The organism is Pseudomonas sp. 05L36 (assembly GCF_056398125.1).
On record NZ_JBFTOU010000009.1, the window covers coordinates 230,080 to 255,586 of the forward strand.

General features: G+C 60.9%; 27 protein-coding genes and 1 riboswitch. Of the genes, 7 read left to right on the forward strand and 20 right to left on the reverse strand.

All coding sequences use genetic code 11. The annotated features are described in order from the left end of the window. Positions 1-145 precede the first annotated feature (145 nt). Complete coding sequence (locus AC1DKH_RS13120; protein WP_477753327.1) at positions 146-469, reverse strand: sel1 repeat family protein; 324 nt, start codon at positions 467-469, stop codon at positions 146-148. 1,006 nt (positions 470-1,475) lie between these two features. Between AC1DKH_RS13120 and AC1DKH_RS13125 the strand changes: the two genes are divergently transcribed. The 3 genes from AC1DKH_RS13125 (at position 1,476) to AC1DKH_RS13135 (ending at position 3,879) form a co-directional block, all read left to right on the forward strand. Continuing rightward, on the forward strand, positions 1,476-1,700 hold the full coding sequence (locus AC1DKH_RS13125) for a hypothetical protein (RefSeq protein ID WP_007898912.1): 225 nt from the start codon (positions 1,476-1,478) through the stop codon (positions 1,698-1,700). 278 nt (positions 1,701-1,978) lie between these two features. Beyond that, positions 1,979-2,461, forward strand: a complete 483-nt coding sequence (locus AC1DKH_RS13130; RefSeq protein ID WP_007984504.1) for a hypothetical protein — start codon at positions 1,979-1,981, stop codon at positions 2,459-2,461. A 146-nt stretch (positions 2,462-2,607) separates the two neighbouring features. Continuing rightward, entirely contained in the window at positions 2,608-3,879 is a 1,272-nt protein-coding gene (locus tag AC1DKH_RS13135; RefSeq protein ID WP_477753328.1) for an OmpP1/FadL family transporter, read from the forward strand. Between the two features lie 193 nt (positions 3,880-4,072). Here AC1DKH_RS13135 and AC1DKH_RS13140 read toward each other — a convergent pair whose 3' ends face one another. The 13 genes from AC1DKH_RS13140 to cobO form a co-directional block, all read right to left on the reverse strand. Continuing rightward, complete coding sequence (locus AC1DKH_RS13140) at positions 4,073-4,639, reverse strand: glutathione peroxidase (RefSeq protein ID WP_477798366.1); 567 nt, start codon at positions 4,637-4,639, stop codon at positions 4,073-4,075. Positions 4,640-4,814: 175 nt separating this feature from the next. Then, a complete protein-coding gene (locus tag AC1DKH_RS13145; protein WP_477788448.1) occupies positions 4,815-6,023 on the reverse strand; it encodes an MFS transporter in 1,209 nt (402 codons plus the stop codon). A 52-nt stretch (positions 6,024-6,075) separates the two neighbouring features. After that, positions 6,076-6,480, reverse strand: coding sequence for a MarR family winged helix-turn-helix transcriptional regulator (locus AC1DKH_RS13150; protein ID WP_477788449.1), 405 nt, complete (start codon positions 6,478-6,480; stop codon positions 6,076-6,078). Positions 6,481-6,536: 56 nt separating this feature from the next. Beyond that, complete coding sequence (locus AC1DKH_RS13155) at positions 6,537-7,268, reverse strand: adenosylcobinamide-GDP ribazoletransferase (RefSeq protein ID WP_477798367.1); 732 nt, start codon at positions 7,266-7,268, stop codon at positions 6,537-6,539. 2 nt (positions 7,269-7,270) lie between these two features. Continuing rightward, on the reverse strand, positions 7,271-7,846 hold the full coding sequence (cobC, locus tag AC1DKH_RS13160; RefSeq protein ID WP_477798368.1) for an alpha-ribazole phosphatase family protein: 576 nt from the start codon (positions 7,844-7,846) through the stop codon (positions 7,271-7,273). Continuing rightward, the gene (cobT, locus tag AC1DKH_RS13165; protein ID WP_477798369.1) at positions 7,843-8,898 is read right to left on the reverse strand and encodes a nicotinate-nucleotide--dimethylbenzimidazole phosphoribosyltransferase; all 1,056 of its coding nucleotides are present in this window, start codon (positions 8,896-8,898) and stop codon (positions 7,843-7,845) included. Before cobT ends, cobC begins: the two co-directional genes overlap by 4 nt. After that, the gene (cobU, locus tag AC1DKH_RS13170) at positions 8,895-9,416 is read right to left on the reverse strand and encodes a bifunctional adenosylcobinamide kinase/adenosylcobinamide-phosphate guanylyltransferase (RefSeq protein WP_477762460.1); all 522 of its coding nucleotides are present in this window, start codon (positions 9,414-9,416) and stop codon (positions 8,895-8,897) included. Before cobU ends, cobT begins: the two co-directional genes overlap by 4 nt. A gap of 164 nt (positions 9,417-9,580) precedes the next feature. Then, positions 9,581-11,032 (reverse strand): cobyric acid synthase, encoded by a 1,452-nt coding sequence (locus AC1DKH_RS13175; RefSeq protein ID WP_477798370.1) that lies wholly within the window; start codon positions 11,030-11,032, stop codon positions 9,581-9,583. Further along, a complete protein-coding gene (cobD, locus tag AC1DKH_RS13180; protein ID WP_477753336.1) occupies positions 11,029-12,021 on the reverse strand; it encodes a threonine-phosphate decarboxylase CobD in 993 nt (330 codons plus the stop codon). Before cobD ends, AC1DKH_RS13175 begins: the two co-directional genes overlap by 4 nt. Then, a complete protein-coding gene (cbiB, locus tag AC1DKH_RS13185) occupies positions 12,014-12,922 on the reverse strand; it encodes an adenosylcobinamide-phosphate synthase CbiB (RefSeq protein ID WP_477753337.1) in 909 nt (302 codons plus the stop codon). Before cbiB ends, cobD begins: the two co-directional genes overlap by 8 nt. Beyond that, entirely contained in the window at positions 12,919-13,569 is a 651-nt protein-coding gene (gene bluB, locus AC1DKH_RS13190; protein WP_477798371.1) for a 5,6-dimethylbenzimidazole synthase, read from the reverse strand. The genes cbiB and bluB overlap by 4 nt, the downstream gene beginning before the upstream one ends. Then, positions 13,566-14,903 (reverse strand): cobyrinate a,c-diamide synthase, encoded by a 1,338-nt coding sequence (locus AC1DKH_RS13195; RefSeq protein ID WP_477798372.1) that lies wholly within the window; start codon positions 14,901-14,903, stop codon positions 13,566-13,568. The genes bluB and AC1DKH_RS13195 overlap by 4 nt, the downstream gene beginning before the upstream one ends. Then, positions 14,900-15,511, reverse strand: a complete 612-nt coding sequence (gene cobO, locus AC1DKH_RS13200; protein WP_477798373.1) for a cob(I)yrinic acid a,c-diamide adenosyltransferase — start codon at positions 15,509-15,511, stop codon at positions 14,900-14,902. Before cobO ends, AC1DKH_RS13195 begins: the two co-directional genes overlap by 4 nt. A gap of 82 nt (positions 15,512-15,593) precedes the next feature. Beyond that, a riboswitch (cobalamin riboswitch) is annotated at positions 15,594-15,826 on the reverse strand. A gap of 154 nt (positions 15,827-15,980) precedes the next feature. Between cobO and AC1DKH_RS13205 the strand changes: the two genes are divergently transcribed. Further along, positions 15,981-16,565 carry a hypothetical protein gene (locus tag AC1DKH_RS13205; RefSeq protein ID WP_477753340.1) on the forward strand — a complete coding sequence of 195 codons (585 nt, stop codon included), beginning with the start codon at positions 15,981-15,983 and terminating at the stop codon, positions 16,563-16,565. 66 nt (positions 16,566-16,631) lie between these two features. Continuing rightward, positions 16,632-17,945: a PQQ-dependent sugar dehydrogenase gene (locus AC1DKH_RS13210; RefSeq protein WP_477798374.1), complete on the forward strand. Its 1,314-nt coding sequence runs from the start codon at positions 16,632-16,634 to the stop codon at positions 17,943-17,945. A 124-nt stretch (positions 17,946-18,069) separates the two neighbouring features. On the opposite strand, the gene AC1DKH_RS13215 is transcribed toward AC1DKH_RS13210, so the two are convergent. The 6 genes from AC1DKH_RS13215 to AC1DKH_RS13240 all read right to left on the reverse strand — a co-directional run bounded on the left by AC1DKH_RS13215 (position 18,070) and on the right by AC1DKH_RS13240 (position 23,405). Next, the gene (locus AC1DKH_RS13215) at positions 18,070-18,732 is read right to left on the reverse strand and encodes a class I SAM-dependent methyltransferase (RefSeq protein WP_477753342.1); all 663 of its coding nucleotides are present in this window, start codon (positions 18,730-18,732) and stop codon (positions 18,070-18,072) included. Between the two features lie 18 nt (positions 18,733-18,750). Next, on the reverse strand, positions 18,751-19,287 hold the full coding sequence (locus tag AC1DKH_RS13220; protein WP_477762469.1) for a C40 family peptidase: 537 nt from the start codon (positions 19,285-19,287) through the stop codon (positions 18,751-18,753). Positions 19,288-19,453: 166 nt separating this feature from the next. Then, positions 19,454-20,086 carry a C40 family peptidase gene (locus AC1DKH_RS13225; RefSeq protein WP_477753344.1) on the reverse strand — a complete coding sequence of 211 codons (633 nt, stop codon included), beginning with the start codon at positions 20,084-20,086 and terminating at the stop codon, positions 19,454-19,456. Between the two features lie 221 nt (positions 20,087-20,307). Continuing rightward, positions 20,308-21,012 (reverse strand): DnaA regulatory inactivator Hda, encoded by a 705-nt coding sequence (gene hda / locus AC1DKH_RS13230; RefSeq protein ID WP_007898944.1) that lies wholly within the window; start codon positions 21,010-21,012, stop codon positions 20,308-20,310. A 230-nt stretch (positions 21,013-21,242) separates the two neighbouring features. Further along, positions 21,243-22,316 carry an AI-2E family transporter gene (locus AC1DKH_RS13235; RefSeq protein ID WP_477753345.1) on the reverse strand — a complete coding sequence of 358 codons (1,074 nt, stop codon included), beginning with the start codon at positions 22,314-22,316 and terminating at the stop codon, positions 21,243-21,245. Between the two features lie 36 nt (positions 22,317-22,352). Next, positions 22,353-23,405 (reverse strand): DUF2066 domain-containing protein, encoded by a 1,053-nt coding sequence (locus tag AC1DKH_RS13240; protein WP_477798375.1) that lies wholly within the window; start codon positions 23,403-23,405, stop codon positions 22,353-22,355. A 386-nt stretch (positions 23,406-23,791) separates the two neighbouring features. Here AC1DKH_RS13240 and purM point away from each other — a divergent pair, with 386 nt between their 5' ends. Together purM and purN are read left to right on the forward strand one after the other, a co-directional pair. After that, complete coding sequence (gene purM / locus AC1DKH_RS13245; RefSeq protein WP_223463324.1) at positions 23,792-24,850, forward strand: phosphoribosylformylglycinamidine cyclo-ligase; 1,059 nt, start codon at positions 23,792-23,794, stop codon at positions 24,848-24,850. Continuing rightward, positions 24,850-25,500 carry a phosphoribosylglycinamide formyltransferase gene (purN, locus tag AC1DKH_RS13250; protein ID WP_477762471.1) on the forward strand — a complete coding sequence of 217 codons (651 nt, stop codon included), beginning with the start codon at positions 24,850-24,852 and terminating at the stop codon, positions 25,498-25,500. The genes purM and purN overlap by 1 nt, the downstream gene beginning before the upstream one ends. Positions 25,501-25,507: the final 7 nt, after the last annotated feature.

Consider the following 25,507-nt stretch of genomic DNA (forward strand, 5'->3'; position numbering starts at 1 on the left):
ACGCTGCAGTTGCCAGGCCAATACCAGCAACGGCAACGCTGCCCCTGCCAGACCCAGCAATACGCTGGTCAAGTCCATTGCCATAGCCACTCCTGCCATTCGAATAAAGCCTGAAGGTTAACCAAGGCGCCAGATCTTGGACAGCTCAGTCTTCGATCAGCCCCAGTTCCTGTTGAGCGCGGCGATCGCCTGCCCGAGCGGCCTGACGCAGCAGGTCCTGGCCGATCCGGCGGTCCCGGGCATTCCCGCATTCCCGGCACATCAATTGGCCAAGGCGACTTTGCGCAGCCACCACGCCTTCACGGGCCGGTTGCTTGAGCAGACGTCCGGCAATATGTTTGACGTTACGGTTTTCGCCCAGATGCGGACTGTCCAACAGCCACTCTGCCACGCGCATGGAAAAGCGCTTGGTAGGGGCAGCAGAGGGTGGTGTAGAGGAAGAGGAAACGGAGGCTGAGCGAAACTTCATAAAGCACTGTGGGGCAGATCGGAAGGCGCGCAACTTTACTCTCTTTTTCTTACAGGTAAAGCTGAAAATATCCCGGCACGCCCGTCCTAGAGCAAGCGCTCGGGACAATCCACAGAAGCTGTGGATAACTCAGTGGACAACCGCTCCTGAACCCGCTCAAAGCCCTGTGGAATGGGGCTCGCAGTCAAACTGACGATTTTTTCACCAGTAAAAAAAAGCGATGTTTTTCATTGACTTAAATTTTGGATACAGGCAGCCACTACGCTTGAACGTGAGATGACAGCGGGGTGACAGAGTGCGCAACTAATGTGCACAAGTGCCTTCGCGACGGTTATATCGATGCACTTTTTCGGCGCGTTTTTTGGTCATGCCTGGGGATAAGCCTTGGCAAACCCGGTGTTTAGACGGCTGCGTTGCTACCAAGGTCGATGACCGATGGTCGGATTTTGTTCTGCTACAGGGCGTAGCAATCGCAGGCACAGCAACTTCATACGCTTGGCTACAAGACAAAACAGCCCGCTTGAGCACCTGCCGGGAAATTCTTTTCGCTAACACACTTCCCTTGGCCGGTTCAATCCGTTAGTATCCGCGGCGTTAGTACCAAGCTGAAAGTCAATTCTGGTCGAACAAATCCCCCCGGTCAGCCTTCCCAACGGAAGCCTCCACCGAACTAGCGGGATCGACCACCTCGATGGTTTCCAGGTAAATCTTGCGCCAACACAACCTTTGAATCGAAAGCAAAGGGTGTTGCTCCGCCTGCTTACTCTGCTCGAACCAACCTGCAAATTGATCAGGATCTTCACCCCGGGCCCAGAACCTTTGCCCTCGATGTGTTGCCTGCCCTCCTAAGTACCTACCTGCCAGCCCAAGCGCGCCAACTTGTCAGCGCTTCAAACTGGCTGCTTTGTTCCAGTCGGGTTCTTCGTTCGACCAATGGTGGTCGTCGTCACTGGAACGTTTTAACTTTGCACGGTTCTTATCCGTGTCGCTTGTAGGAACACCAATTATGTCCACTCAAATCCACACTCAGGATGCCATTCGCACCCTAACCAACGCTTTTGCTCCAATGAATTGCCTGATCATGGCCGCTCGCAAAGGCTGCTTCAGCTTCACTCTGGTCAATGAACATGGCATCGCCCGTCACAGCGAACGCCTGTACCCCGATCAATACTCCAGCGCCGAGCCGCTGCAGGCCGTGATCGAGCGTACCCGTCAGGCACTGGTTGCCTGAAACGCCAGAAAGGCTGAAAAACCGAAAGCCCTGCCCCGAAAAGCAGGGCTTTTTATTGCTCGATATTTCCCTTTCCTCGAATCACGACTAAGCACGATCCGATATAACGGTTATAACTGGTCGCTGGAAATATTTTAAAAACAGGCCTTTACAACGCAAATATGACACTACACTTCAACTCAAGCGGCTTGACCCGCTTGCGGCGAGCCTGATTCGATTCACTGCTGCCAAGCCCCCCCCTTCAGGTATCGCCGTCCAACTCAGGTTTCGAGGGTTTTATGGGTATCGCTGCCAGCGAACTGTGCCGTTATGTGATTCGTCCGACATTGATCTACCTCGGACGCCATAGCGCTACTGCCGAATCCCTGCTGCTGGGCATTGCCGCCAGCCAGTCCGCCCTTGGTTCCGCCCTGCATGACCGCCGTGGGCACGGCCTGTACCGCATCGCCGAGCCCCGCCACCAGGCCCTTTGGGACCATTACCTGGCCCTTGATCCGGAGCGTGCAAGCCTGGTCCGTGGCCTGGCCAGCCAGCATGCGTTTCTGAGTGGCCCGCACCTCGAATTGACCGTCAACCTGCGTTACGCCACAGCCATCGCCTGGCTGCTGGTGGAAGAACAGAATACCCCCCTCCCCGCCCCTGATGATTTGTTGGGTATGGCCAGAATCTGGCGCCAGACCTTTCAGCCCCAGGGGCGTCTGCGTGATTTCACCTGCGCCTGGCAAACCTGTGTTTCACCCCTGAATCAGGTCGCCTGCTGACACGTCTGAATCCAAAGATCGCGCAACACGCCGCGATTCTGGTCGGATTGTCCTACAAAACCGCTCTAAATCAAGCGATACAGCCTATGGCGCCGGGACGAAAATATTGGTAATTTTCGCCCCGGTGATCACCAGGAGTTCTAATAATGAAAAAAGTAATGCTCAAAACCACCCTTAGCCTCGCCGTTGCCTTGGCATCCACCCAGATCTTCGCGAGTGGCTTTGCCCTCAACGAACAGAGCATCAGTGGAATGGGGACTGGTTTTGCGGGACGCTCTTCATCTGCCGATGATGCAAGCACTGTTTTTGGCAACCCTGCCGGCATGTCGCGAATCAAGCGCCAGGAAGTCACTGGCGGGATCGCAGCTATCGATGCCTCGTCTGATATCAAAGACGCCCAAGGCGCCCACCCGGGTACCAACAAAGGCGACATGGTGCCATTCACAGCCGTTCCGATGGGCTATTACGTCAAGCCGATTGATGATCACTGGGCATTCGGCCTCGGTGTCTACGCACCTTTTGGTCTGATTACCGACTATGAAAATGGCTTCCAGGGTGCCGGTTTCGGCAGCAAGAGCGAAGTCAAGGTTGTCACCTTCCAGCCTACCGTCAGCTACGCCTTTAACGACAAAGTATCGATTGGTTTCGGCCCGACCATCAACCGCATTGGCGGCACTCTGGAGTCGGATGTACCTCTTTTTGGCGATACCCACGTCAAAATCAAAGGGGATGATGTCGCTCTTGGCTACAACTTCGGGGTCCTGGTACAAGCAACAGACACCACTCGTGTCGGCCTGACCTATCACTCGAAAGTGAAATACAAGATTGAAGGTCATACCGATATCAGCGCAGGCGCAAATTCACCTTCCGCCCTCCTGAAAAGCAATCGATACGATGCTTCGCTGAAAATCGAAACACCTGAATCTGTCGACTTCTCCGTGACACAACAGCTGACGGATGCGTGGACCCTTTATGCAGGTTCCACCTGGACTCGCTGGAGCCGTTTGAAAGACATCACCGTCAACAACGACGGCGTAACCGCGGCACAAGGCGGTGCATTGTCCCCGGCCCTGTTCGGCACCATTACGGAAGAGCAGAACTGGCACGATACCTGGGCCTACGCCATCGGTACCTCCTACCAGCTGAATAAGCAGTGGGTATTGCGCACCGGCCTGAGCTTTGACCAGTCGCCTACCAACAATACCGACCGATCCCCACGTATTCCTACAGGTGACCGCACAATCTTCAGCCTTGGCGCCGGCTACAACGTCACCGATGATCTGACCATCGACGTCGCCTACTCCTACCTGAAGGAAGAAGCTGTCAAAATGAATCGCTCCAACCTGGTAGACAGTTACAGCGCCAAGTACGAAAACAGCGCCAACGGTTTCGGTGTCGGTGCGACCTACCGCTTCTGATGATTCCCGGCGAGCCTGAACCGCTCGCCATCGGAATCAAAAAAGCCCCGCTCTCCTCACGGAGGCGGGGCTTTTCATTTGTAGGAGCAGCCGGTCGACGCTCGAATGCTCGCGAAAACCTCAAGGCGTCTCGTACATCCTGAAAGCACGCGTCATCGTTCGCGTCCATCGCGAGCAGGCTCGCTCCTACAGGTCAGGGGGTCGAAACGAGCGGCGGTGAAGCCAGGGCTTTTTCCACCGCGGCGATGAACTCGGGATCATCCGGCCTGGTCAGGCTGGAGAAACTGGCGATCACCTTGCCCTGGCGATCCACCACATACTTGTAGAAATTCCACTTCGGCGCGCTGGTTTGACTGGCGAGGACTTGGAACAAGTGCGTCGCATCGTCGCCACGAACCTTTTGCGGCTCCGTCATGGTGAAGGTCACGCCATAGTTGACGTAGCAGACCTTGGCGGTTTCGGCACCGTCCCTGGACTCCTGCTTGAAGTCATTGGACGGAACGCCAATCACCTCCAGCCCTTGCCCCTTGAAGCGCTGGTTCAGCGCCTCAAGGCCTTTGAACTGCGGAGCAAAGCCACAGAAGCTTGCGGTATTGACCACCACCAACGGTTTACCGGCGAAGCGCTGGCACAAATCGATGGATTCCTTGGCACGCAACTTGGGCAACGAGCCTTGCAAAAGATCCGGGCAACCTGCCGCGTGAGCCAACCCGGAAAACGCGACCAGTAACGCGGGAACTGCCAGGCAGCGCATCAGCATGTCGGGACACCCTTGAGAATTCGTCAGGATTCGACGTTACTCGCCCCGCCATCCCGCTAGCAAGTCCCCATGCCCAACTGCAAAAGCGCCAGCCCGCCCTGATGCCAGCCCCACCATGTCAGGGCAAGCAGCAAGGCGCAAACAGCGAAAATCGTGATACGAGGCCAGAGACTGTTCATATCGCACTCATTTGTGTTTGCAGGCGCGCCACCGGCCGTTCACGCACCGGCCAGTTCAGGGCGGCGGCCAACAGGCTCAAGAGAATCGCGACCTGCCAGATCAAGTCATAGCTGCCGGTACGGTCGTACACCACGCCACCCAACCAGCCGCCCAGGAACGAACCGAGCTGGTGAAACAGGAAAACAATCCCGCCGAGCATGGACAGGTTTCGCACACCAAACAAGGTCGCCACCGTGCCGTTGGTCAACGGCACCGTCGACAGCCACAAAAAGCCCATGGCCATGCCGAACAGGTAGGCCGTGGTGGTTGTCACCGGCGCCCACAGGAACAACGCAATGACCACCGCCCGCAGCAAATACAAACCGGTGAGCAAACGCGGCTTGGACATGCGCCCGCCGAGCCATCCAGCGGTATAGGTGCCGAATATGTTGAACAGGCCGATCAGCGCCAGCACCGTGGTGCCAACCGTCGCCGGAAGATGTTGATCCACCAGATAGGCCGGCAAGTGCACACCGATGAACACCACCTGGAATCCGCACACAAAAAAGCCGAACGCCAGCAGCCAGAATCCGGAGTGGGAGCAGGCTTCGCGCAGCGCTTCGCCAAGGGTTTGTTCGTGCCCCAGGACAGGCAGCGGCTTGTCCTTGAGCATGCTCACCAGCGGCACGATCAGCGCCACCAGCAAGCCCAGCACCAGCAGCGCCGCGGACCAGCCAAGCCACCCGATCAAACCGAGGGTGCCGGGCAACATCGCGAACTGGCCGAACGAACCCGCAGCACTGGCGATCCCCATGCCCATGCTGCGTTTTTCCGGTGGCACCGCGCGGCCGACTACACCCAGAATCACCGAGAACGACGTACCGGACAGTCCGATACCGATCAGCAGGCCGGCACTCAGCGACAGGGTCACCGCCGAGTCGGAGAGCCCCATGCACATCAGACCCGCTGCGTACAGGACGCCACCGATAAGCACCACTTTCGCTGCGCCGAAGCGGTCGGCCAGCGCGCCGGTGAATGGCTGGGCAAGGCCCCAGATCAGGTTCTGCAAAGCGATGGCGAAGGCAAAGACTTCACGGCCCCAGCCGAACTCGGCGCTCATCGGTGCCAGAAACAGCCCGAAGCCATGTCGAACGCCCAGAGACAACGCAAGGATCAGCGCACTCCCCAACAGAACCCAGCCGCATGTACGCCACATCGATGTCATTGTTGTTCTCCGGTAGCGGGTATATACCCGCTTATAATCGAAAAAACCGGCATCATGCCAGTTCATCCAGCAGCTTCAGTAAGATTTCGCGCTTCTCGGCCCCCAGGCGATCGATCAAACGCTGCTGCGCGGCCTCCCAGGCCGGCAAGGCGGCCTTGAGGCGCTCTGCCCCGGCCTCGGTCAGCAGGACGATGCGGTTGCGCATGTCCTCGCCCTCGACCAGCGTCACCAGGCCATCACCCTCCAGCACCCGCAAGTTGCGTCCCAAGGTGCTGCGATCCAGCCCCATCGCCTCGGCCAGGGTTGAGATGCTCGGCTGATCCAGGCGTTGCAGGTTGCACAGCAAAGAATACTGCGCAACGTTGATCCCGAAGCCGTCGAGAGCGCCGTCATAATGCCTGCTGACGCCACGGGCGGCGCGACGCAGGTTGATGCATAAACATTGGGAATCGAGCATGGTGCGTGTATATACCCGCGAGTCGGTTAAATCAAGTTACAGAACCGGAGTAACAGTCAGAACAGCGCCAAGCCTACCAGTACTGCAACTTCCAGCAACTCCAGCATTGCGCCTGCCGTGTCACCCGTCGTGCCGCCCAGGCGCCGCAGCATCACCTGGCGAAGCCAGACGAACCCCAGCGCTGCCAGCACCAACGCCAGCACACCACTGACACCGGCGATCAGCCCACAAGCCAGCGCACTGACCGCCAACACCTGCTTGCCCGCCGAACGCGGAAGATGATCGGCCAATGCCTGGCCCAGGCCACCGGCACGCACATAGGACGTGGTCAGGAACAAGCCGAGCAATGCGCTGCGACCTATCAACGGCACGATGATCAATGCCAGCGAATGCGATTGCTCGATCAGCGCCAGCAGCGCGGTGAACTTGAGCAACAACACCAGCACCAGCGTCACTACGGCGATCGGCCCGCTGCGCGGGTCTTTCATGATGGTCAGCGTACGCTCACGGTCGCCAAAACCGCCGAGCCAGGCATCGGCGCTGTCCGCCAGGCCATCCAGATGCAACCCGCCACTGAGCAGTACCCAAACGCTCAGCAGTAACGCCGCGTGCAGCAACGTCGGCGTGCCCAGCAGCAGCCAGTTGAATACCCACAAAATCGCGCCAAACAGCAGTCCCACCAGCGGATAAAACAGCAGCGACCGCCCCAGGTCCCGGGGCTCAGGCATGCCGGGCAGGCGAATCGGCAGGCTGCTGAGAAATTGCAGGGCGATCCAGAATGGCAGCATGGTCAGAGCACTTCCTTCAACACACCGGCAGACTCCAGCGTCAGCGAAAACAGTGCGCCATGCCCGACCTCAACATTGAGCAGTTGTTCTCGCGGCAACCCCCGGGCTTGTGCCAGCAACAGGCGCATCACACCGCCATGGCTGATCAGCAAAATGCGCTCACCGGCACAGGTCGCGTGCAAACGCTCCAGCGCTGCCAGCACCCGCGCCGAAAAATCTGCTACCGGCTCACCCTGAGGCGGCGTGAACGAATATGGATCGGCCCAGAACAAACCCAGCGCCTGCGCGTCGGTTTCCATCAACGCCGCCGCGCTCTGCCCTTCCCAGGCGCCGAAATGCAACTCTTGCAGGTCTTTATCCAGGTGCACCGGCACACCCGATTGCGCACCGAGCTCCTCGGCAAACCGCGCACAACGCTGCAAGGGTGAACTGACCAGCCGATCCCATGGCCCTTGCCCGACCACCGCGGCGCGCATCTGCGCCCAACCCCTATCGGTCAATGCATCATCGATACTGCCGCGCAGGCCGCCGCCGAGTTCGGTTTCACCGTGCCGCAACAGATCCAGGCGCAAGGTCATGCCGGACGATCTGCCACGGCGGCTTCGGCGAAGGTCGCCATCTGCCCGTGCAGGTCGCACGCCAGGCGCAGCAGCGGCACAGCCAATGCCGCGCCACTGCCTTCGCCAAGCCGCAGGCCGAGATCGAGCAAGGGTTGCGCCTTCAGGGCTTCCAGCACATGACGATGCCCCGGCTCGGCGCCGCGATGACCGAACAACAGCCACTGACGGCAATCAGGATTCAAGCGCACCGCAACCAGCGCCGCGACACTGCAAATAAAGCCGTCCACCAGCACCGCGACACCCTCCTGGGCACAGGCGAGATAGGCACCGACCAGCGCGGCGATCTCAAAACCGCCGAGGTTGAGCAGGGTCTGCAAGGCATCGCCACGCTGCGCACCATGCAATGCCAAGGCGCGTTCGATCACTTGGGCTTTGTGGCTGACACCTTCTGCGTTGAGCCCGGTGCCTGGCCCGGTCAAATGGCCCACCGGGCAATCGAGCAGCGCACACGCCAGGGCGCTGGCGGCGGTGGTGTTGCCGATGCCCATTTCGCCACCGATAAACAACTGCGCACCGGTGGACATTGCCCGCTGCACGCTGTCACGACCGGCCTGCAAGGCGAGTTTCCCCTGGGCCTGGGTCATGGCCGGCCCCTGGACAAAATTCGCCGTGCCTGGGCCGACATTCAGGTGCCGCACGCCCGGCAGGTTCAGCGACGGCGTCACCGTGCCGAGGTCCACCACCTCAAGGGAAGCGCCCAACTGCCGCGCCAGTACACTGATCGCCGCACCACCGCTGACGAAGTTGAGCAGCATCTGCCCGGTCACTTCCTGGGGAAACGCCGACACCCCCTCAGCGACCACACCATGGTCGCCGGCAAAAATCGCAATCCACACCTGCTCCAGACTCGGCTTGACCCGCCCCTGCAATCCCGCCAGTTGCACCGCCACCGCTTCCAGCTGGCCGAGGGAGCCGGCCGGTTTGGTCAGTTGCTGTTGCCGCGCCTGGGCCTGTTCGACCGCTTGGGTATCGACCGGCTTGCACGGGTTCAGCCACCAGGATTGAGTCATAACGCAGTTCCTTTCAGAGTCAGGGGCAGGCCGGCGACGGTCAGGACGACACGCTGACAACGCTCAGCCAGAGCTTGATGCAGCCAACCGGCTGCATCGACATAGCGGCGAGTCAATTCGCCCAGCGGCACGACACCCATTCCGGTCTCGTTGCTGACAAAAATGATTTCACCCGGCAACAACGCCAGGCAGTCCAGCAAGGCATCACGCTCGGCTTGCAAGCGCTCGGCATCGTCGAGCATCAGCAGGTTGGTCAGCCACAGGGTCAGGCAATCCACCAGCAGGCAGCGGTCGGCGCGGGCGGATTCGCGCAGCACCCGGGCCAGCTCCACCGGCTCTTCGATCAATGCCCATTCGGCAGGACGACGGGCGCGATGATGGGCCACCCGCTCGCTCATTTCTCCATCGAGTGGCTGGCTGGTGGCGATGTAGGTCACGGCCAGCGCGCTGTCGATGGCGAGTTTTTCAGCCAGGCGACTCTTGCCGGAGCGGGCGCCGCCGAGGATCAGTTGGAGCATGGTTGTTTCCTTGAAATCTTCGGTGAGGCGACTGGCCCCTTCGCGGGCAAGCCCGCTCCTACAGTTGACCTGCGTCGATCATAAATATTGGGTACACCTCATAACCCTGTAGGAGCGGCGATGCGGCGGTCCGACTTGCCCGCGAAGGGGCCATGACAGTCACCTCATACCCCACAGAGCTTCCGCAACAGCCCGGTATCCAGATGCTTCTCCACCAGATCCGCCAGCCGCTCGATATCACGTTCGCGCAAGCCGTGGTAATCCACGTCCTGCACCTCCTGCAAACCCGCCCAGCGCAGCAGCGCACTGCACGCCGCTGGCGATTCGAACAGCCCGTGCAGGTAGGTGCCGAAAATCTGCCCGTCAGCACTTTGCGCACCATCACAGCGGCCGTCATCCAGATGCACGGCGGCATGTTCCAGGGCCGGTCCGGTGGTCACGCCGGCATGAATTTCATAACCCGCAACGGGCGCATCTTCCAGCGCCAGGCGACCACGCACATTGCGCAATTGCTTCTCTTGTTCGAGCAGAGTCTGGAACGCCAGCAGCCCCAAACCGGCACTGGAACCCGGCGCACCTTCGAGACCCAGCGGGTCATGCACTTGCTCACCGAGCATTTGCAGGCCGCCACAAATCCCCAGCAGTTTCCCGCCGTAACGCAGATGCCGGGCGATGGCGGTGTCCCAGCCGTTGGCCCGCAGGTACGCGAGGTCGCTGCGCACACTTTTCGAGCCAGGAAGAATGATCAGGTCGGCAGGCGGAATCGCCTGGCCGGGGCCAATGAATTGCAGGTCCACTTGCGGATGCAGGCGCAGCGGATCGAAATCGGTGTGATTGCTGATGCGCGGCAGCACCGGCACCACCACCTTCAGCACCTGCTCGGCTTTATCGGTCTGGCGTTGATCGATGCCGTCCTCGGCCTCCAGGTGCAGGTCCATCACGTACGGCAGCACGCCGATCACCGGTTTGCCGGTGCGCTCTTCGAGCCAGTCGAGACCGGGTTGCAGCAACGCGATGTCGCCACGAAAACGATTGATCACGAAGCCTTTGACCCGCGCCTGTTCGCTCGGCGACAGCAGTTCGAGGGTGCCTACCAGGTGGGCGAAAACCCCGCCGCGATTGATATCGGCGATCAGCAGCACCGGGCAATCCACCACTTCGGCGAAGCCCATGTTGGCGATGTCGCCGGCCCGCAGATTGATTTCCGCCGGCGAGCCCGCGCCCTCGACCATCACCAGCGGATACGCCGCGCTCAAGCGCTCGTGGGAGGCCAGCACCGCTTGCATGGCGATGGTTTTGTAGTCGTGATAGGCGACGGCATTCATGGTCGTGACAGCGCGGCCATGGATGATCACCTGGGCACCGGTGTCACTGTTGGGCTTGAGCAACACCGGGTTCATGTCGGTGTGCGGTTCAAGGTGCGCGGCCTGGGCCTGTACCGCCTGGGCGCGGCCGATCTCGCCGCCGTCGGCGGTCACCGCACTGTTGAGTGCCATGTTCTGCGGCTTGAACGGCACCACCCTTATGCCCTGACGTGTGACCCAACGGCACAGCGCGGTTACCAGCGTGCTTTTACCGGCGTCCGATGTAGTGCCCTGCACCATCAGCGTGGTCATTGGTTTTCCTTGGCGAAATCGTCGAACGCCCGCGCCAGTCGTACCCAGGCGATTTCGTCACCGGGCAAGCCGAATCGCAGGCTGCTGTTGTGCGTGAACAATCGCAGGAGAATGCCGCGCCGGGCCATGAACTCATGCAGCTCTTCGGCGCGCTCGGTGATCAGCCACTGGAACAGCGCACAACCGCCCTGAGGCTGGAACCCCTGTTGTTCCAGCAACGACGCAAGGCGCTCGCTGGCCTCATCCGCGCGCACCCGTTGCCGCGTCTGCCCTTCGGTATCGCGCAGGCAGGCCTGGCCCACTACCCGGGTTGCCCCGCTCACGGCCCACGGCCCCACTTGTTCAGCCAGCAACTTGAGCAACTTGCGCTCGGCCAGCACAAACCCCAGGCGCACTCCGGCCAGGCCGAAAAACTTCCCGAAGGAGCGCAGGACGATCAACCCGACTTGATGGGCATACGGAGCCAGGCTCAGATGCGGCGTGTTATCCATGAACGCTTCGTCCACCACCAGCCAGCCACCGCGCTGGGCCAGCCGCGCGTGCCAGTCGAGGAGGCGACTGGGCGTCAGACTCAAGCCTGTGGGGTTATTCGGATTGACCACCACCAGCACATCGAAACTGTCGATAAAGAAGTCGACTTCGTGCACCAGCACTTCACGCACGATGTAGCCGTTACGACGCCACGCTTCAGCGTGCTCGGCATAACACGGCGACAGCACGCCGACCTTGCCCGCCCGACGCAATCGCGGCAGCAGCTGGATTGCCATTTGCGAGCCGGCCACCGGCAATGCCTGCAAGGTGCCGTAGTAATCACAGGCGGCGTGCTCCAGACCATCGTCCGCTTCCGGCAAACGGGCCCAGGCCCGCAGCGGAATATCCGGCACAGGAAACGGCCAGGGCGCAAGGCCCGTGGACAGATCCAGCCAGTCGGCTTCATCTATGCCGTATTCGAGCGCCGCCTTGCGCAATCGCCCCCCGTGTTCAAGCATAAAGTTCGGCCCCCAGGCAGAGAATCAGCAACCATAACCATACCCCGCGCTGGACCAATTGCCAGCCCCGGTCAATGGAGTCGGCATCCGCCGGCACGCCTTCGCCCAACTGCGGACGCTGATGCAGTTCGCCGTGATAAATCGCCGCCCCGCCCAATTCGACGCCAAGGGCACCCGCCCCTGCCGCCATCACCGGGCCGGCGTTCGGGCTGTCCCAGGTCGGGCCCTGGGTGCGCCAGCATTTCAACGCCAGCCGGGTTTTGCCCAGCAGCGCGTAAGTCAGTGCCACCAGGCGCGCAGGAATGTAATTGAGCACGTCGTCGACCTTCGCCGCCGCCCAGCCGAACCGTTCGAAGCGCTCATTGCGATAACCCCACATCGCATCCAGCGTATTGCTCAGGCGATAGAGCACCACGCCCGGCGCACCCGCCACGGCAAACCAGAACAACGCCGCGAACACTGCGTCGCTGCCGTTTTCCAGTACCGACTCGGTAGCGGCACGGGCGACTTCGGTTTTATCCAGATCACTGGTTTTACGGCTGACCAGATAACTCACACGTTTGCGCGCTTCATCAAGATCATCGCCGCGCAATGCCTTGGCCACAGGCGTGACGTGCTCACCGAGGCTGCGCATGCCGAGGGCGCAATAGAGCGCGAGAATCTCGATGATCCAGCCGACATAAGGCGCCCAGGACAATGCCGTGACCAACAGCGTCAGCGGCAACACGGCGATCACCCACGCGGTGACGCCATGACTGCGCCAGCCGCGACCGCCGCCATTGAAGCGTTGCTCGATGCGGTCGGCAAAACGGCCGAACGCCACCAGCGGATGCCAGCGTTTGGGTTCGCCCAGCAGCGCATCCAGCGCAACCGCAGCGACACTCAACAACGCCACACTCATTGACTCACTCCCCAATAGTTTTCATACAGCAATTCATGTAGCGGACGCGCCTGCGCCCAGCCTTCGAGCACCAGCATCGGTGCCGGATAGAATTCCTTCACCGGCCCAAGGCACAGCACCGCCAGCGGTTTGGCTCCCGGTGGCAACCTCAACAGGTCCGCCAGTGCCTGTGGTTCGAACAGCGACACCCAGCCCATGCCCAGCCCTTCGGCGCGGGATGCCAGCCACAGGTTCTGGATCGCACAGGACAGCGAGGCCATGTCCATTTCCGGCAAGGTGCGGCGGCCGAAGATATGCTGCTCGCGGTCGTCCATCAGTGCGGCGACCAGTACCTCGGCGCAATCGTTGATGCCTTCCACCTTGAGCTTCATGAACTCGTCGCTGCGCTCGCCGAGGGCTTCGGCGGTGCGGACGCGTTCTTCTTCCACCAGGGCCTGGATTCGCCCGCGCAAGGCGCGATCGCTGATGCGGATGAAGCGCCAGGGCTGCATCAGGCCGACACTCGGTGCCTGATGTGCGGCCTCGAGCAGGCGCAGCAGCAATTCGGGCTCGACGGTGCCGCCGCTGAAGTGGCGCATGTCGCGCCGTTCGGCGATGGCGCGATAGACCGCTGCGCGTTCGGCTTCGGAAAATGCGTTGTCCGTCATGGACTCTTCGCGAGCAGGCTCGCTCCCACAGGGTTTTGCTCAGGCGCAAACAATGCGGCAATCGCCGAGGGATTGGACGGGAAATAAAAGTGCACGTAAGAGGCGGTCATCCGCCCTTCACGGTAGACCGCCTCCGCTCCGCGTCCGCCGTTAGGGCTCAAGCCACGGGCAATCGGCGCCAGTTCAGTGGTGGTCAGCGAATGGTGATAGGTGTGCCCGCGCAGCGAACCTTCCGGCAATTCCACCGCTTGCAACGCCAGCGCGGCCAGACGCTTTTGCATGACCGCATCACCGGCCAGCAAGCCAACCAGTTCGGCGCGAGTGCCCTCGACATCGGTCAGGGAATCGAGCAGATACAGCATGCCGCCACACTCGGCGAGCAACGGTTTGCCTGCCCGGTGGTGGGCACGGATCGCGTCGAGCATCGCGGTGTTTTGCGCCAACCCAACATGGTGCAGTTCCGGGTAACCACCGGGCAGATACAGGCTGTCCGCCTCCGGCAACGCACTGTCGCGGATCGGCGAGAAGAACGACAACTCGGCGCCCATCGCCCGCAGCAGATCCAGGCTCGCGCCGTAGGTGAACGCAAAGGCTTCATCGCGGGCGACGGCAATGCGCACACCGGCCAGCAGCGGTTCGGCTGCAATGACATCAGGGGCGGCGAACTCGACCGCCGGCGGCAGCGCAACCTCGCAACTACTGGCCAGTGCATCGGCGGCCGCATCGAGGCGCAGGTCGAGATCGTTCAGCTCACTGGCCTGCACCAGCCCCAGGTGCCGGCTCGGCAATTCGATCCCGGTTTCCCGGGACAGCGCGCCGTACCAGCGCAAACCTTCAGTCAGGCTGCCTTCGAGCAGTTGCGCGTGGCGCAGCGTACCGACACGATTGGCCAGCACCCCGGCGAACGGCAAGTCCGGCTGATAACGCGCCAGCCCCAGGGCCAGGGCGCCAAAGGTCTGGGCCATGGCAGTGCCATCGATCACACCCAGCACCGGTACACCGAAATGCCGTGCCAGATCGGCGCTCGACGGCGTACCGTCGAACAGCCCCATGACACCTTCGATCAGGATCAGGTCGGCTTCAGCAGCGGCTTCCCACAGCAGCCGGCGACTTTCTTGCTCACCAACCATCCACATGTCCAGCTGATACACCGGCGCACCGCTGGCGCGCTCGAGGATCATCGGGTCGAGAAAGTCGGGGCCGCACTTGAACACGCGAACCTTGCGCCCCTGATTGCGATGCAATCGGGCCAGCGCCGCGGTGACGGTGGTCTTGCCCTGGCCGGAAGCCGGCGCGGCAATCAGTACCGCCGGACAGAGTCGAGGCTGATTCACAATTCGACGCCTTTCTGCGCTTTGATCCCGGCTTGAAAGGCGTGTTTGATCACACCCATTTCGGTGACGGTGTCGGCCATCTCGATCATTTCCGGCTTCGCTGCACGACCGGTGACCACCACATGTTGCATCGGCGGCCGGGCCTGCAAGTCGCTGAGCACCTGATCGAGATCGAGGTAGCCGTGCTTGAGAGCGATGTTCAGCTCATCCAGCACCACCAGACCGATGGACGGATCGCGCAGCAGTTGCTGCGACACCGCCCAGGCGGCTTCGGCGGCGGCGATGTCGCGCTGGCGGTCCTGGGTTTCCCAGGTAAAGCCTTCGCCCATCACATGAAAGTGCACCTGCTCGGGAAAGCGCCGGAAGAACAGCTCTTCGCCGGTGCTGTTGCGGCCCTTGATGAACTGCACCACGCCGCATTGCATGTCGTGCCCCATGGCGCGGGCAAGCATGCCGAAGGCCGAACTGCTCTTGCCCTTGCCGTTGCCGGTCAACACCAGCAGCAGGCCGCATTCGTTCGGGGAATTGGCGATGCGCTCGTCGATCACGGCTTTTTTGCGCTGCATGCGCGCCAGGTGGCGTTCGTCACGATCGGGGGTATCAGTCATGGGGGAGCTCTCCGTTGAGGCAGGAATAACGGCGGGCAGGCACAAGAATAGAAGGCAAAAAGCCTGGCATCGCCCACCGTGATGCCGCTGGATGAATCAGGCCGGTCTCCGGGCTCATGAGTGGCGCGAGGCCAGACTGTGCGCCTTCCCGCATCGAATCGACACAGTGGCATCAGACACAGTTTTCACTCATTTACCGTTGCGGGGGCAGCGCCGGAATTGCGGGCCTTCGACCAACAGAAGGATTCACTCACCGGCTTCCCTGTTTCACTCTGTCGACCCAAGCCACAGAGCACCTGAAACAAGCCGCGAAGGTTAGAGGGTTGGGGGTGGAGCGTCAATTAAAGCCGGGAGGCGATCGACCGAATATCTGCCATCAATCAATAAACTGACGTCAATCTTGTGCCACGCCCAAAGCAGTGATATCAAAGAGCCACAATCCCCACAACACAATAACAAGGGTGAGCCCATGCAAGGCATGATCATCAGCAATCCAAAGCTGGAATTCCTGCGCCCGGTGCTCGAGCGCTGGTTCGAATGCATCGACCGCTATAACGCCGTCCGCGGTGATGGCGACACACCGTACTGGCACGACGAAAAAGCCAATCTCGGACTGCTGTCTGCCGCCGCCTGGATGGCCGGGATGGTCACGCTGCAACAGACGCCAACCCGCAAACAGACCGAAGAAGGCGAGCGCAACAGCCGTGCCGACCTGTTCCTCGCCTCGCCGGAAACCCGCGCCTATATCCAGACCAGCCAGCGCTGGCCACGGGTCAACAGCCTCAACCTGACTCAGGCCCTGCTCGACATCGCCAGCGATGCGAAGCGACTGAGCCACGCCAGCGACCTGAAACTCGGCTGCCTGTTCGTCGCCCCGCAAAAAGCCCAGCAAGGCGCCACACCGGAAGAACTCCAGGACATGGTCGACGACCTGCAAAAGGAACACACCTGCGCGGTCGCCTGGTATTTCCCATACGCCTATCGCAAATTGCGCAACGAAGCCGGCAACTATCACCCCGGCATTGCGGTGCTGTTCAAGGAAGCACGTGGCTAAGGGTTGAACCATCGGACGACAACGCATCTCTATGATTAGAACAAGGCATTCATAGGGAACACCAGCATGCGCAAGCCCCCGCTCGTTCTCGTTATCGCGCTCTGCGGAGGGCTCGCCGCTTGTGGCGAGACCTCCCGCCTGCAAGTCTCCGACGGCACCGGTCCATCGCCACAATTGCCGGAACCGAACAAAACCCTGATCCCGACCCTGAACATCGCCCCGGCCATCGGTTGGCCGCAGGGTGCGAAGCCCATCGCCGCCAATGGCACCCAAGTGACCGCTTTTGCCGAAGACCTGGATCACCCGCGCTGGCTTTATGTGCTGCCCAATGGCGATGTGCTGGTGGCGGAAACCGCCGCACCACCCAAACCCGAAGACGGCAATGGCATTCGCGGCTGGGTCATGAAGAAAGTCATGGGGCGTGCCGGCTCTACCGTGCCCAGCCCGAACCGCATCACGTTGCTGCGGGACAAGGATCACGATGGCATCGCGGAAACCCGCACGGTGTTTCTGCAAAACCTCAATTCCCCTTTCGGCATGACGCTGGTCGGCAACGACCTGTACGTGGCCGACACTGACAGCCTGCTGCGATTCCATTATGAAAACGGCGATACGCAGATCAAGTCACCAGCCATCAAGGTGATCGACCTGCCGGGCGGCCCGCTGAACCACCACTGGACCAAAAACGTCATCGCCAGCAAGGACGGCAGCAAGCTCTACGTCAGCGTGGGTTCCAACAGCAACGTCGCCGAAAACGGCATGGACAAGGAAGAAGGTCGCGCAGCGATCTGGGAAGTGGACCGTGCCACCGGCCGGCACCGGATCTTCGCCTCCGGCCTGCGCAACCCCAACGGCATGGCCTGGGAACCGCACAGTGGCGCACTGTGGACCGCGGTCAACGAGCGGGATGAAATCGGCGGTGATCTGGTACCGGACTACATCACCTCGGTGAAAGACGGCGCGTTCTATGGCTGGCCGTTCAGTTACTACGGCCAGCATGTCGATGTTCGTGTCGAGCCGCAGAACCCGGACCTGGTGGCCAAGGCCATTGCCCCGGACTACGCCGTCGGCCCGCACACGGCGTCACTGGGCCTGACCTTCGCCGAAAACAGCAAGCTGCCGGCGCCATTCACTCAAGGGGCATTCATCGGTCAGCACGGCTCGTGGAACCGCAATCCCCACAGTGGCTACAAAGTGATTTTCGTGCCCTTCAGTGCGGGCAAACCTGTCGGAAGGCCCATTGAAGTGCTCAGCGGCTTTCTCAACGACAAGGAACAAGCCATGGGCCGCCCGGTGGGCGTGGTGATCGACCAGCAAGGTGATCTGTTGGTGGCCGATGACGTGGGGAACAAGGTGTGGCGGGTTTCGGCAGCTAAATAATGGCTGCCAAGCCACCTGTGGGAGCGAGCTTGCTCGCGATGAGGCCTGCACATTCAACTTTGATGTTGCCTGACCCACCGCCATCGCGAGCAAGCTCGCTCCCACATTGGATCGGAGTCAGCGCTTACCTTTTGCGGCAAAGGGTCAAACCATCACCCAACGGCAACAACGACAGATCCACCCGCACATCGTCTTTCAAGGCCAGGTTGAGCGCCTGGATGGCGCGAGTGTCCGCACTCTCGGGATTGGCCTCGAGCACACGCCCGCTCCACAGGGTGTTATCGAACACCGCCAGCCCACCGACCCGCAGCAATCCCAGGGCGTGCTCCAGATAAGCCGGGTAGTTGGCCTTGTCGGCATCGATGAACACCAGGTCGTACTGCCCGCCCTGCCCTTGTCGCTCAAGCTCGGCGAGGGTTTCCAGCGCCGGAGCCAGGCGCAGGTCAATCCGCCCGGCGAGCCCCGCCTCCTGCCAGTAGCGCCGTGCGATGGCGTTGTAGTCGCCGGGGATGTCACAGCAAATCAGCGAACCGTCAGCGGGCAATGCCGCCGCCATGCACAGGGCGCTGTAACCGGTAAAGGTGCCGACTTCGAGCAAGCGCCTGGCCCCCGTCAGTTTCACCAGCAAAGCGAGAAACTGCCCCTGCTCCGGAGCCACCTGCCAACGTGCCATCGGCAGCGCCTGGGTCTCATCGCGCAAGCGCTTGAGCAGTGGCGTTTCGCGCAGGGAGACATCGAGCAAGTATTGGTACAGGGCATCATCGAGATTGAGCGTGCGAGCAGTCATGACCGGCAGCTCCGAATGTTACGGGTTGCGCGCCAGGTGTTCAGGCTGCAGAACACGCTTGGCGCTCAGATACGCTTTTTGCCAATAGGCCTTGGACAGACTGTCGAGCTTCACGGTGCCGCCGGTGGCCGGCGCGTGGACGAAGCGCCCTTCTCCCACGTAGATGCCGGCATGACTGACCTGGGAACCGCCATTGGTGGCGAAGAAAATCAGGTCACCGGTTTGCAGGCCTTCCTTGCCCACATTCGCCGCTTGCATGGAGATCATCTCGCGAGTGGTGCGCGGCAAGGAAATACCGGCGACATCGCGATACACGTAGCCGATCAGGCCGCTGCAATCAAATCCGGAATCCGGCGTGTTGCCACCCCAGCGATAAGGCGTGCCCACAAGGCCGAGCGCGCGAAACAGCACGTCTTCCGCTTCGGGCGAAAAAGCTTGTGAGGAGCCAAATACGATGGGAGCGCGAACCACCGGCGCAGGTGGCGGTGTACGACTGGCGCAGGCGCTGAGTAGCGCAGCGAAGAACATGATTGCGAGGCGGGCCGACGTCGTCATAAGCAGAGCATCCTGATCTGGCTGCGGCTTTTTTCTGCTGGGAATGCAGAAAAGAAAACCGCCTGCGCGTGACGCAGGCGGTTTGCCATCATTCATATATCAGGATTCTAGCGGTTATATGGCAAACTTCAAGTAAGACTTTAAGTTCGCCTTACAAATTGTCCGCTTATTTACGTGCAGTGACGATTGGCGACGCATTCGGTGCCATCGCCAGGGCGCGCTTGGCTTCGATGAAGGTCTTGCTCCAGTAGCTGTCACCCAGGCTATCGATCCGCACACCACCGCTACGGCGGCTGCTGGAGTGGATGAACTGGTTGTCACCCAGGTAGATCCCGGCGTGACTGACGCGACCGCGACGACCGTTGGTTGCGAAGAACAGCAGGTCGCCCGGCTCAAGCTTGCTGCGCGAGACCAGCGGAGCGTCCACGTTGATCATTTCGCGGGTGGAGCGTGGCAGGTTCATGCCCGCTTCTTCGCGGAACAGGTAACCGATGAAACCGCTGCAATCGAAGCCGGCTTCAGAAGTACCGCCGAAACGGTAACGGGTACCGATCAGGGACATGCCACGTTCGAGGATGCTGTCGGCCAGGACCGGAAGCTGGTAGGACTTGCCGCCAGCGAAGTCTGCGAGTTCTTTTTCGGTCGCCAGCTCTTCCTGAAAGAAAGCGGAAGACTGGGCAGTAACGGAGTTTTGAACCTGTTGCTGCGGGGCTTGCTGGGACACCGGAGTGTGGGCAGCGCAACCGAACAACAGGGTAACGAGTGCGAGAGGCACGAGGGGTGCGAAGCGATTTAGCATGGGCACGACCGTGGCTGATAGTTGTAAAGAAGCCGAGACTATGCCCGCTATCATCCTCATTTGCAAATTCAATCGATCTTTTTGTGACTTATCCGTTTCTCGTTTACATCTAAGCGCTTAAGCCCATTTTAAACATACGCGCAGCCTGCAATCGGGCAGGAAAGCGGGGTTTCTGGTGCCTGTAATTCGCCGAACTGGCAAAAGCCCCGGATTCAGCGGGTTTACCAGCCGAGGGTTTCTTTCAAAAACGGGATTGTCAGCTTGCGCTGAGCCTGTAGGGAGGCCTGATCGAGACGCTCGAGCAGCTCGAACAGCGCACTCATGCTGCGGGTACCGCGAGTCAAAATGAAATGCCCGACTTCATCGGTCAGATGCAGCCCGCGACGGGATGCGCGCAATTGCAGGGCACGCAATTTGTCCTCATCGGACAGCGGGCGCATCTGGAAGATCAAGGCCAGGGTCAGGCGCGATTTGAGATCCGCCAGCTTCACCGGCAACTCACGGGGGGATGTCGACGCGGCAATCAGCAAGCGTCGACCACTGTCGCGCAAGCGATTGAACAGATGGAACAGCGCCTCTTCCCAGTCCGCCTTGCCGGCAACCGCCTGCAGGTCATCGAGACAGACCAGCTCGTACTGCTCAAGGTTGTCGAGAATTTCAATACCGCGATCGAGCAACTCGGCCAGCGGCAGATAGACCGCAGGTTCCCCCAATTGCTCGAAGCGCAGGCAGGCGGCCTGCAACAGATGCGTACGCCCGACCCCATCCTTGCCCCAAAGGTATATCAGGCTCTCGGTCCAGCCGGCGTCGGCTTCGCACAGCCGCTCGACATAGCCGAGTGCAGCGGCATTGGCGCCTGGGTAGTAATTGATAAAGGTGGCGTCGTCACGCAGACGCACACCTAGGGGCAGCTGAATCGGTTTCATCCTGACTGAACAGTTCCAAAGGAACCGTTAGTGGCCTCTGTGTAAAGTTTGCGAAGTTTATACCCGTGAGCCGGGTCGCACAATGCGACAGACAACAAGCAAAATCAAAGGTTTGCGTTAATGCACCGGTTTTATGACAGTTTCTTTGGCGGTGCATGTGACAGTCGCGCGATGCAAGCAGGCTGATCCGGCATGAACCCGGGCAACCCGCCATCAACCATCGACGCCCCTTACCACTCCGGCTCGTCGACACTCCCGTAGATTTCAGAATCCTTATACAAATCATGCACATGACGCACCAGCACCATGATCACCGCCGCGACCGGCAATGCCAATAGCACACCGGTAAAGCCAAACAGCTCACCACCGGCCAGAATCGAGAAAATCACCGCCACCGGGTGCAGGCCAATCCGGTCACCAACCAGCAACGGCGTCAGCACCATACCCTCCAGCGCCTGGCCGACCATGAACACCGCGACAATGCCGAGCATCGGGTAAAGATCACCACCGAACTGGAACAACCCCGCAAGCAGCGCCGCGCCAATGCCGATGATAAACCCCATGTACGGCACGATCGCCGCCAGACCGGCAATCAGCCCAATCAACAAGCCCAGCTCCAGCCCGACCAGCATCAGGCCCGCTGCGTAGATCACACCCAAGGCCACCATCACCAGCAACTGTCCGCGAACGAACGCGCCGAGCACTTCATGGCATTCACCCGCCAGGGATACCGCGCGCGCTTCACGATCACGGGGCAGCAGGCTGCGGATCTTGGCCATCATCAGGTCCCAATCCCGCAACAAGTAGAAGCTCACCACCGGAATCAACACCAGATTCGCCAGCCAGCCAATCAACGCCAACCCCGAGGCAGTGGCATGACTCAGCACCACGCCGACAATATCGGTGGTTTGGCTCATATGCTCGCTGATGGCGGCCTTGAGCTTGTCGAACTTCCAGAAACCTTCCGACAAGCCAAACTTCGATTGCGCCCAAGGCAACGCCGTGTGCTGTAGCCAGTCGAGCATCTGCGGGGCCAGCTCATACAAACGAAACAACTGCCTGGCGAGCAACGGCACCAATACCAGCAGCAGCGCGGTGAAGATCAATGTAAACAGGGCAAACACCGCCACGACGCCCCAGGTTCGAGACAGGCCTGCCTTCTCCAGCCGATCCACCAGCGGGTCGAACAGGTAGGCCAACAGCAGCGCCACCAGGAATGGCGTCAGGATCGGATGCAACAACCAGACAAACGCACAAAGCAGGACCACCCCACCGAGCCAGAACCAACGCCGCGTATCGGCCATGAACCACTCCATTGCTTCTATATAAAGAAAGAAAAACTACCAGCGATAACGCAGTTGTGGTGTCGGGGCTGGCGCTGGGGCAGGCACCGCACCACCGGCGGCAGGCTGAACCGGCACTGCCGGGGCCGGTGCCTGACCCGCAGGCGCTTCCTGCAGCCTCGCCAGCGACAGTTGTGCACGCAGCTGATCGGCGCTGCCATTGACCCTATAGACAATCCGGTCGCCGTCGACACTTTGCACACGCCCGCCAAATGGCTCCAGCAAGCGCCCAAGGGACGCGTAGTGCTCAAGATTCATGCCTTGCACCTCCAGCAATTGCTCACTCGAAGCACCGGCCTTGGCAACAAACCGCGGCGCCAGGCGCTCGTTGACCGCCAGCATCACCGCATCGGCCACGGCGGCCTGATCGGCGCCTTGCACGCTACCCGCCTCTTTTTTATCCCCCAGCCACAATTGCCACCTGGCTTGCCACTGCCCGCCCTCTTCCTTGGCGTGTACCGCGAGCAGGGCGTCGGCGTTGTAGCGTTCCGATGCCGCTTGCAAAGGCGCGGGATCTGCGCCCTCCAGATTCGGCGCGGTCGCGACGATCTGCTCATTCAAGTCCGCCAACGGCAAGCGCAATGGCAAGCCACGGTGCTGGGCCGCCCGACGCAGCGGCGCCGCGCTGGCCTGACCGTCGCCCACCAGGCTTGAACCCTCGGTGGAGTCATTCAACCACCAGCCGAGGATCGACGGCCGATTGCCCCCCCACATCGCCAGGCCGGCGCGGCGCAAGGCCTGCTCGGTGGTGCCCGGATCGAAATCGACTTTCAGGACTTCCGGCGGCCCCGCCTCAAAGCCGTATTGGCTGATGATCTGTTGCGGGTCTTTGCGAATCGCTGCCAGCCCCGGACTTTGAGCGGCCTTGGGGTCGCCGGTCAGGCGCAACACCAAGGTGTCCAACGCACGCTGGGTCGCCTGGTCGCGCTCCTCGGGCGATTGGCCATTCACCGGCTCGCGCACCTGGTAAAGGCCTTTGACGGTTTCGGCGTGACTGACCAGGCTGACTACTGACAAACAACTCACAAGCAAGAATTTACAAAAACGCATGGAAGATTCCTGACGACAAGAGCGGCTGGAACAGACCGCATGAAGACGATCGAGCAAGACTGTGACCGTTGCCCGACGCAAAACATTCACACGCTCCGGGTAAGTTTTCGCACTGTCATAACGATAGACGGTTAATCGCGATACCTTATACAGCCATGCAGGATGCCACCGACACCGCGCATCAACGGTTTTTTTTGAACGGATATGGCCCTGCTGTCGGCCTGAGGATGGCCGCTGCGGCTCAAGCCTGATAAAATCGCGCGCCTTCGCAGACCGGCAACAGCCGGGTAGTGTCCGAATAGCGCGCATGGTTCTCGCCTACGCAGTTTCGGCGCTCCCGACGGACTCGGTCGTTACCCAGAAATCCCCCCCTAAAGGCCTGGATCATGAGCAAGCAACCCTCCCTGAGCTACAAGGACGCCGGTGTAGACATCGACGCCGGTGAAGCATTGGTCGAACGCATCAAGAGCGTCGCCAAGCGCACTGCGCGCCCGGAAGTCATGGGCGGCCTGGGCGGTTTCGGCGCCCTCTGCGAAATCCCGGCCGGCTACAAGCAGCCGGTGCTGGTTTCCGGTACTGACGGCGTCGGCACCAAGCTGCGCCTGGCCCTGAACCTGAACAAGCACGACAGCATCGGCATCGACCTGGTCGCCATGTGCGTCAACGACCTGGTGGTGTGTGGCGCCGAGCCGCTGTTCTTCCTCGACTACTACGCCACTGGCAAACTGAACGTCGACACCGCTGCCCAGGTTGTGACCGGTATCGGCGCTGGCTGCGAACTGTCGGGTTGCTCCCTGGTCGGCGGCGAAACCGCTGAAATGCCGGGCATGTACGAAGGCGAAGACTACGACCTGGCCGGTTTCTGCGTCGGCGTCGTGGAAAAATCCGAAATCATCGACGGCTCCAAGGTTGCTGCTGGCGATGCCCTGCTCGCCCTGCCGTCTTCCGGCCCGCACTCCAACGGCTACTCGCTGATCCGCAAGATCATCGAAGTGTCCGGCGCCGACATCGAAAACATCCAGCTCGACGGCAAGCCGCTGACCGACCTGCTGATGGCCCCGACCCGTATCTACGTGAAGCCGCTGCTCAAGCTGATCAAGGAAACCGGCGCTGTCAAAGCCATGGCCCACATCACCGGTGGCGGCCTGCTGGACAACATTCCGCGCGTTCTGCCAAAAGGCGCGCAAGCCGTGGTTGACGTGGCCAGCTGGAACCGCCCGGCAGTGTTCGACTGGCTGCAAGAGAAAGGCAACGTTGACGAGAACGAAATGCACCGCGTGCTGAACTGCGGCGTGGGCATGGTTATCTGCGTTGGCCAGGAGCACGTTGAAGCCGCCCTGAACGTTCTGCGCGAAGCGGGCGAGCAGCCTTGGGTCATCGGCCAGATCGCCACCGCTGCCGAAGGCGCGGCTCAGGTCGAACTGAAGAACCTTAAGGCACACTAATGCCTAAAACCTGTGATGTGGTGGTGCTGTTGTCCGGCACCGGCAGTAACTTGCAGGCCCTGATCGACAGCACGCGGACCGGCGACAGCCCGGTCCGCATCGCTGCGGTGATTTCCAACCGCGCCGACGCCTACGGCCTGCAACGCGCCAGGGACGCGGGTATCGATACCCGCACCCTGGATCACAAGGCTTTCGAAGGTCGCGAGGCCTTCGACGCCGCGTTGATCGAACTGATCGACGCCTTCAACCCCGAACTCGTGGTACTGGCCGGATTCATGCGCATTCTCAGCGCTGGCTTCGTACGCCACTATCAGGGTCGCCTGCTCAATATCCATCCTTCGCTGCTACCCAAATACAAAGGGTTACACACTCATCAGCGCGCACTGGAGGCCGGCGACACCGAGCACGGCTGCTCCGTGCACTTCGTCACCGAGGAACTCGATGGCGGACCACTGGTCGTACAGGCTGTAATACCGGTAGAGTTACAGGATTCGCCGCAGAGTCTGGCGCAGCGGGTCCATGTTCAGGAACACCTGATCTACCCGATGGCCGTACGCTGGTTTGCCGAAGGTCGTCTGACCCTCGACGAGCAAGGTGCTTTACTGGATGGACAGCTACTCGCGGCCAGCGGCCACTTGATTCGAAACTAGGAGATTT

Excerpts from the sequence above, each read along its gene's own strand:
- AC1DKH_RS13210 (WP_477798374.1), top strand. The coding sequence starts at position 16,632 with ATGCGCAAGCCCCCGCTCGTTCTCGTTATCGCGCTCTGCGGAGGGCTC.
- AC1DKH_RS13235 (WP_477753345.1), bottom strand. The coding sequence starts at position 22,316 with ATGGCCGATACGCGGCGTTGGTTCTGGCTCGGTGGGGTGGTCCTGCTT.
- AC1DKH_RS13140 (WP_477798366.1), bottom strand. The coding sequence starts at position 4,639 with ATGCTGATGCGCTGCCTGGCAGTTCCCGCGTTACTGGTCGCGTTTTCC.
- AC1DKH_RS13125 (WP_007898912.1), top strand. The coding sequence starts at position 1,476 with ATGTCCACTCAAATCCACACTCAGGATGCCATTCGCACCCTAACCAAC.
- cobT (WP_477798369.1), bottom strand. The coding sequence starts at position 8,898 with ATGACTCAATCCTGGTGGCTGAACCCGTGCAAGCCGGTCGATACCCAA.
- AC1DKH_RS13150 (WP_477788449.1), bottom strand. The coding sequence starts at position 6,480 with ATGCTCGATTCCCAATGTTTATGCATCAACCTGCGTCGCGCCGCCCGT.
- AC1DKH_RS13205 (WP_477753340.1), top strand. The coding sequence starts at position 15,981 with ATGCAAGGCATGATCATCAGCAATCCAAAGCTGGAATTCCTGCGCCCG.
- cobD (WP_477753336.1), bottom strand. The coding sequence starts at position 12,021 with ATGCTTGAACACGGGGGGCGATTGCGCAAGGCGGCGCTCGAATACGGC.
- cbiB (WP_477753337.1), bottom strand. The coding sequence starts at position 12,922 with ATGAGTGTGGCGTTGTTGAGTGTCGCTGCGGTTGCGCTGGATGCGCTG.
- AC1DKH_RS13175 (WP_477798370.1), bottom strand. The coding sequence starts at position 11,032 with ATGACCACGCTGATGGTGCAGGGCACTACATCGGACGCCGGTAAAAGC.
- purM (WP_223463324.1), top strand. The coding sequence starts at position 23,792 with ATGAGCAAGCAACCCTCCCTGAGCTACAAGGACGCCGGTGTAGACATC.
- bluB (WP_477798371.1), bottom strand. The coding sequence starts at position 13,569 with ATGACGGACAACGCATTTTCCGAAGCCGAACGCGCAGCGGTCTATCGC.
- hda (WP_007898944.1), bottom strand. The coding sequence starts at position 21,012 with ATGAAACCGATTCAGCTGCCCCTAGGTGTGCGTCTGCGTGACGACGCC.
- AC1DKH_RS13220 (WP_477762469.1), bottom strand. The coding sequence starts at position 19,287 with ATGACGACGTCGGCCCGCCTCGCAATCATGTTCTTCGCTGCGCTACTC.
- AC1DKH_RS13215 (WP_477753342.1), bottom strand. The coding sequence starts at position 18,732 with ATGACTGCTCGCACGCTCAATCTCGATGATGCCCTGTACCAATACTTG.
- cobU (WP_477762460.1), bottom strand. The coding sequence starts at position 9,416 with ATGCTCCAACTGATCCTCGGCGGCGCCCGCTCCGGCAAGAGTCGCCTG.
- AC1DKH_RS13225 (WP_477753344.1), bottom strand. The coding sequence starts at position 20,086 with ATGCTAAATCGCTTCGCACCCCTCGTGCCTCTCGCACTCGTTACCCTG.
- AC1DKH_RS13155 (WP_477798367.1), bottom strand. The coding sequence starts at position 7,268 with ATGCTGCCATTCTGGATCGCCCTGCAATTTCTCAGCAGCCTGCCGATT.
- cobC (WP_477798368.1), bottom strand. The coding sequence starts at position 7,846 with ATGACCTTGCGCCTGGATCTGTTGCGGCACGGTGAAACCGAACTCGGC.
- AC1DKH_RS13135 (WP_477753328.1), top strand. The coding sequence starts at position 2,608 with ATGAAAAAAGTAATGCTCAAAACCACCCTTAGCCTCGCCGTTGCCTTG.
- cobO (WP_477798373.1), bottom strand. The coding sequence starts at position 15,511 with ATGACTGATACCCCCGATCGTGACGAACGCCACCTGGCGCGCATGCAG.
- AC1DKH_RS13145 (WP_477788448.1), bottom strand. The coding sequence starts at position 6,023 with ATGACATCGATGTGGCGTACATGCGGCTGGGTTCTGTTGGGGAGTGCG.
- AC1DKH_RS13130 (WP_007984504.1), top strand. The coding sequence starts at position 1,979 with ATGGGTATCGCTGCCAGCGAACTGTGCCGTTATGTGATTCGTCCGACA.
- AC1DKH_RS13120 (WP_477753327.1), bottom strand. The coding sequence starts at position 469 with ATGAAGTTTCGCTCAGCCTCCGTTTCCTCTTCCTCTACACCACCCTCT.
- purN (WP_477762471.1), top strand. The coding sequence starts at position 24,850 with ATGCCTAAAACCTGTGATGTGGTGGTGCTGTTGTCCGGCACCGGCAGT.
- AC1DKH_RS13240 (WP_477798375.1), bottom strand. The coding sequence starts at position 23,405 with ATGCGTTTTTGTAAATTCTTGCTTGTGAGTTGTTTGTCAGTAGTCAGC.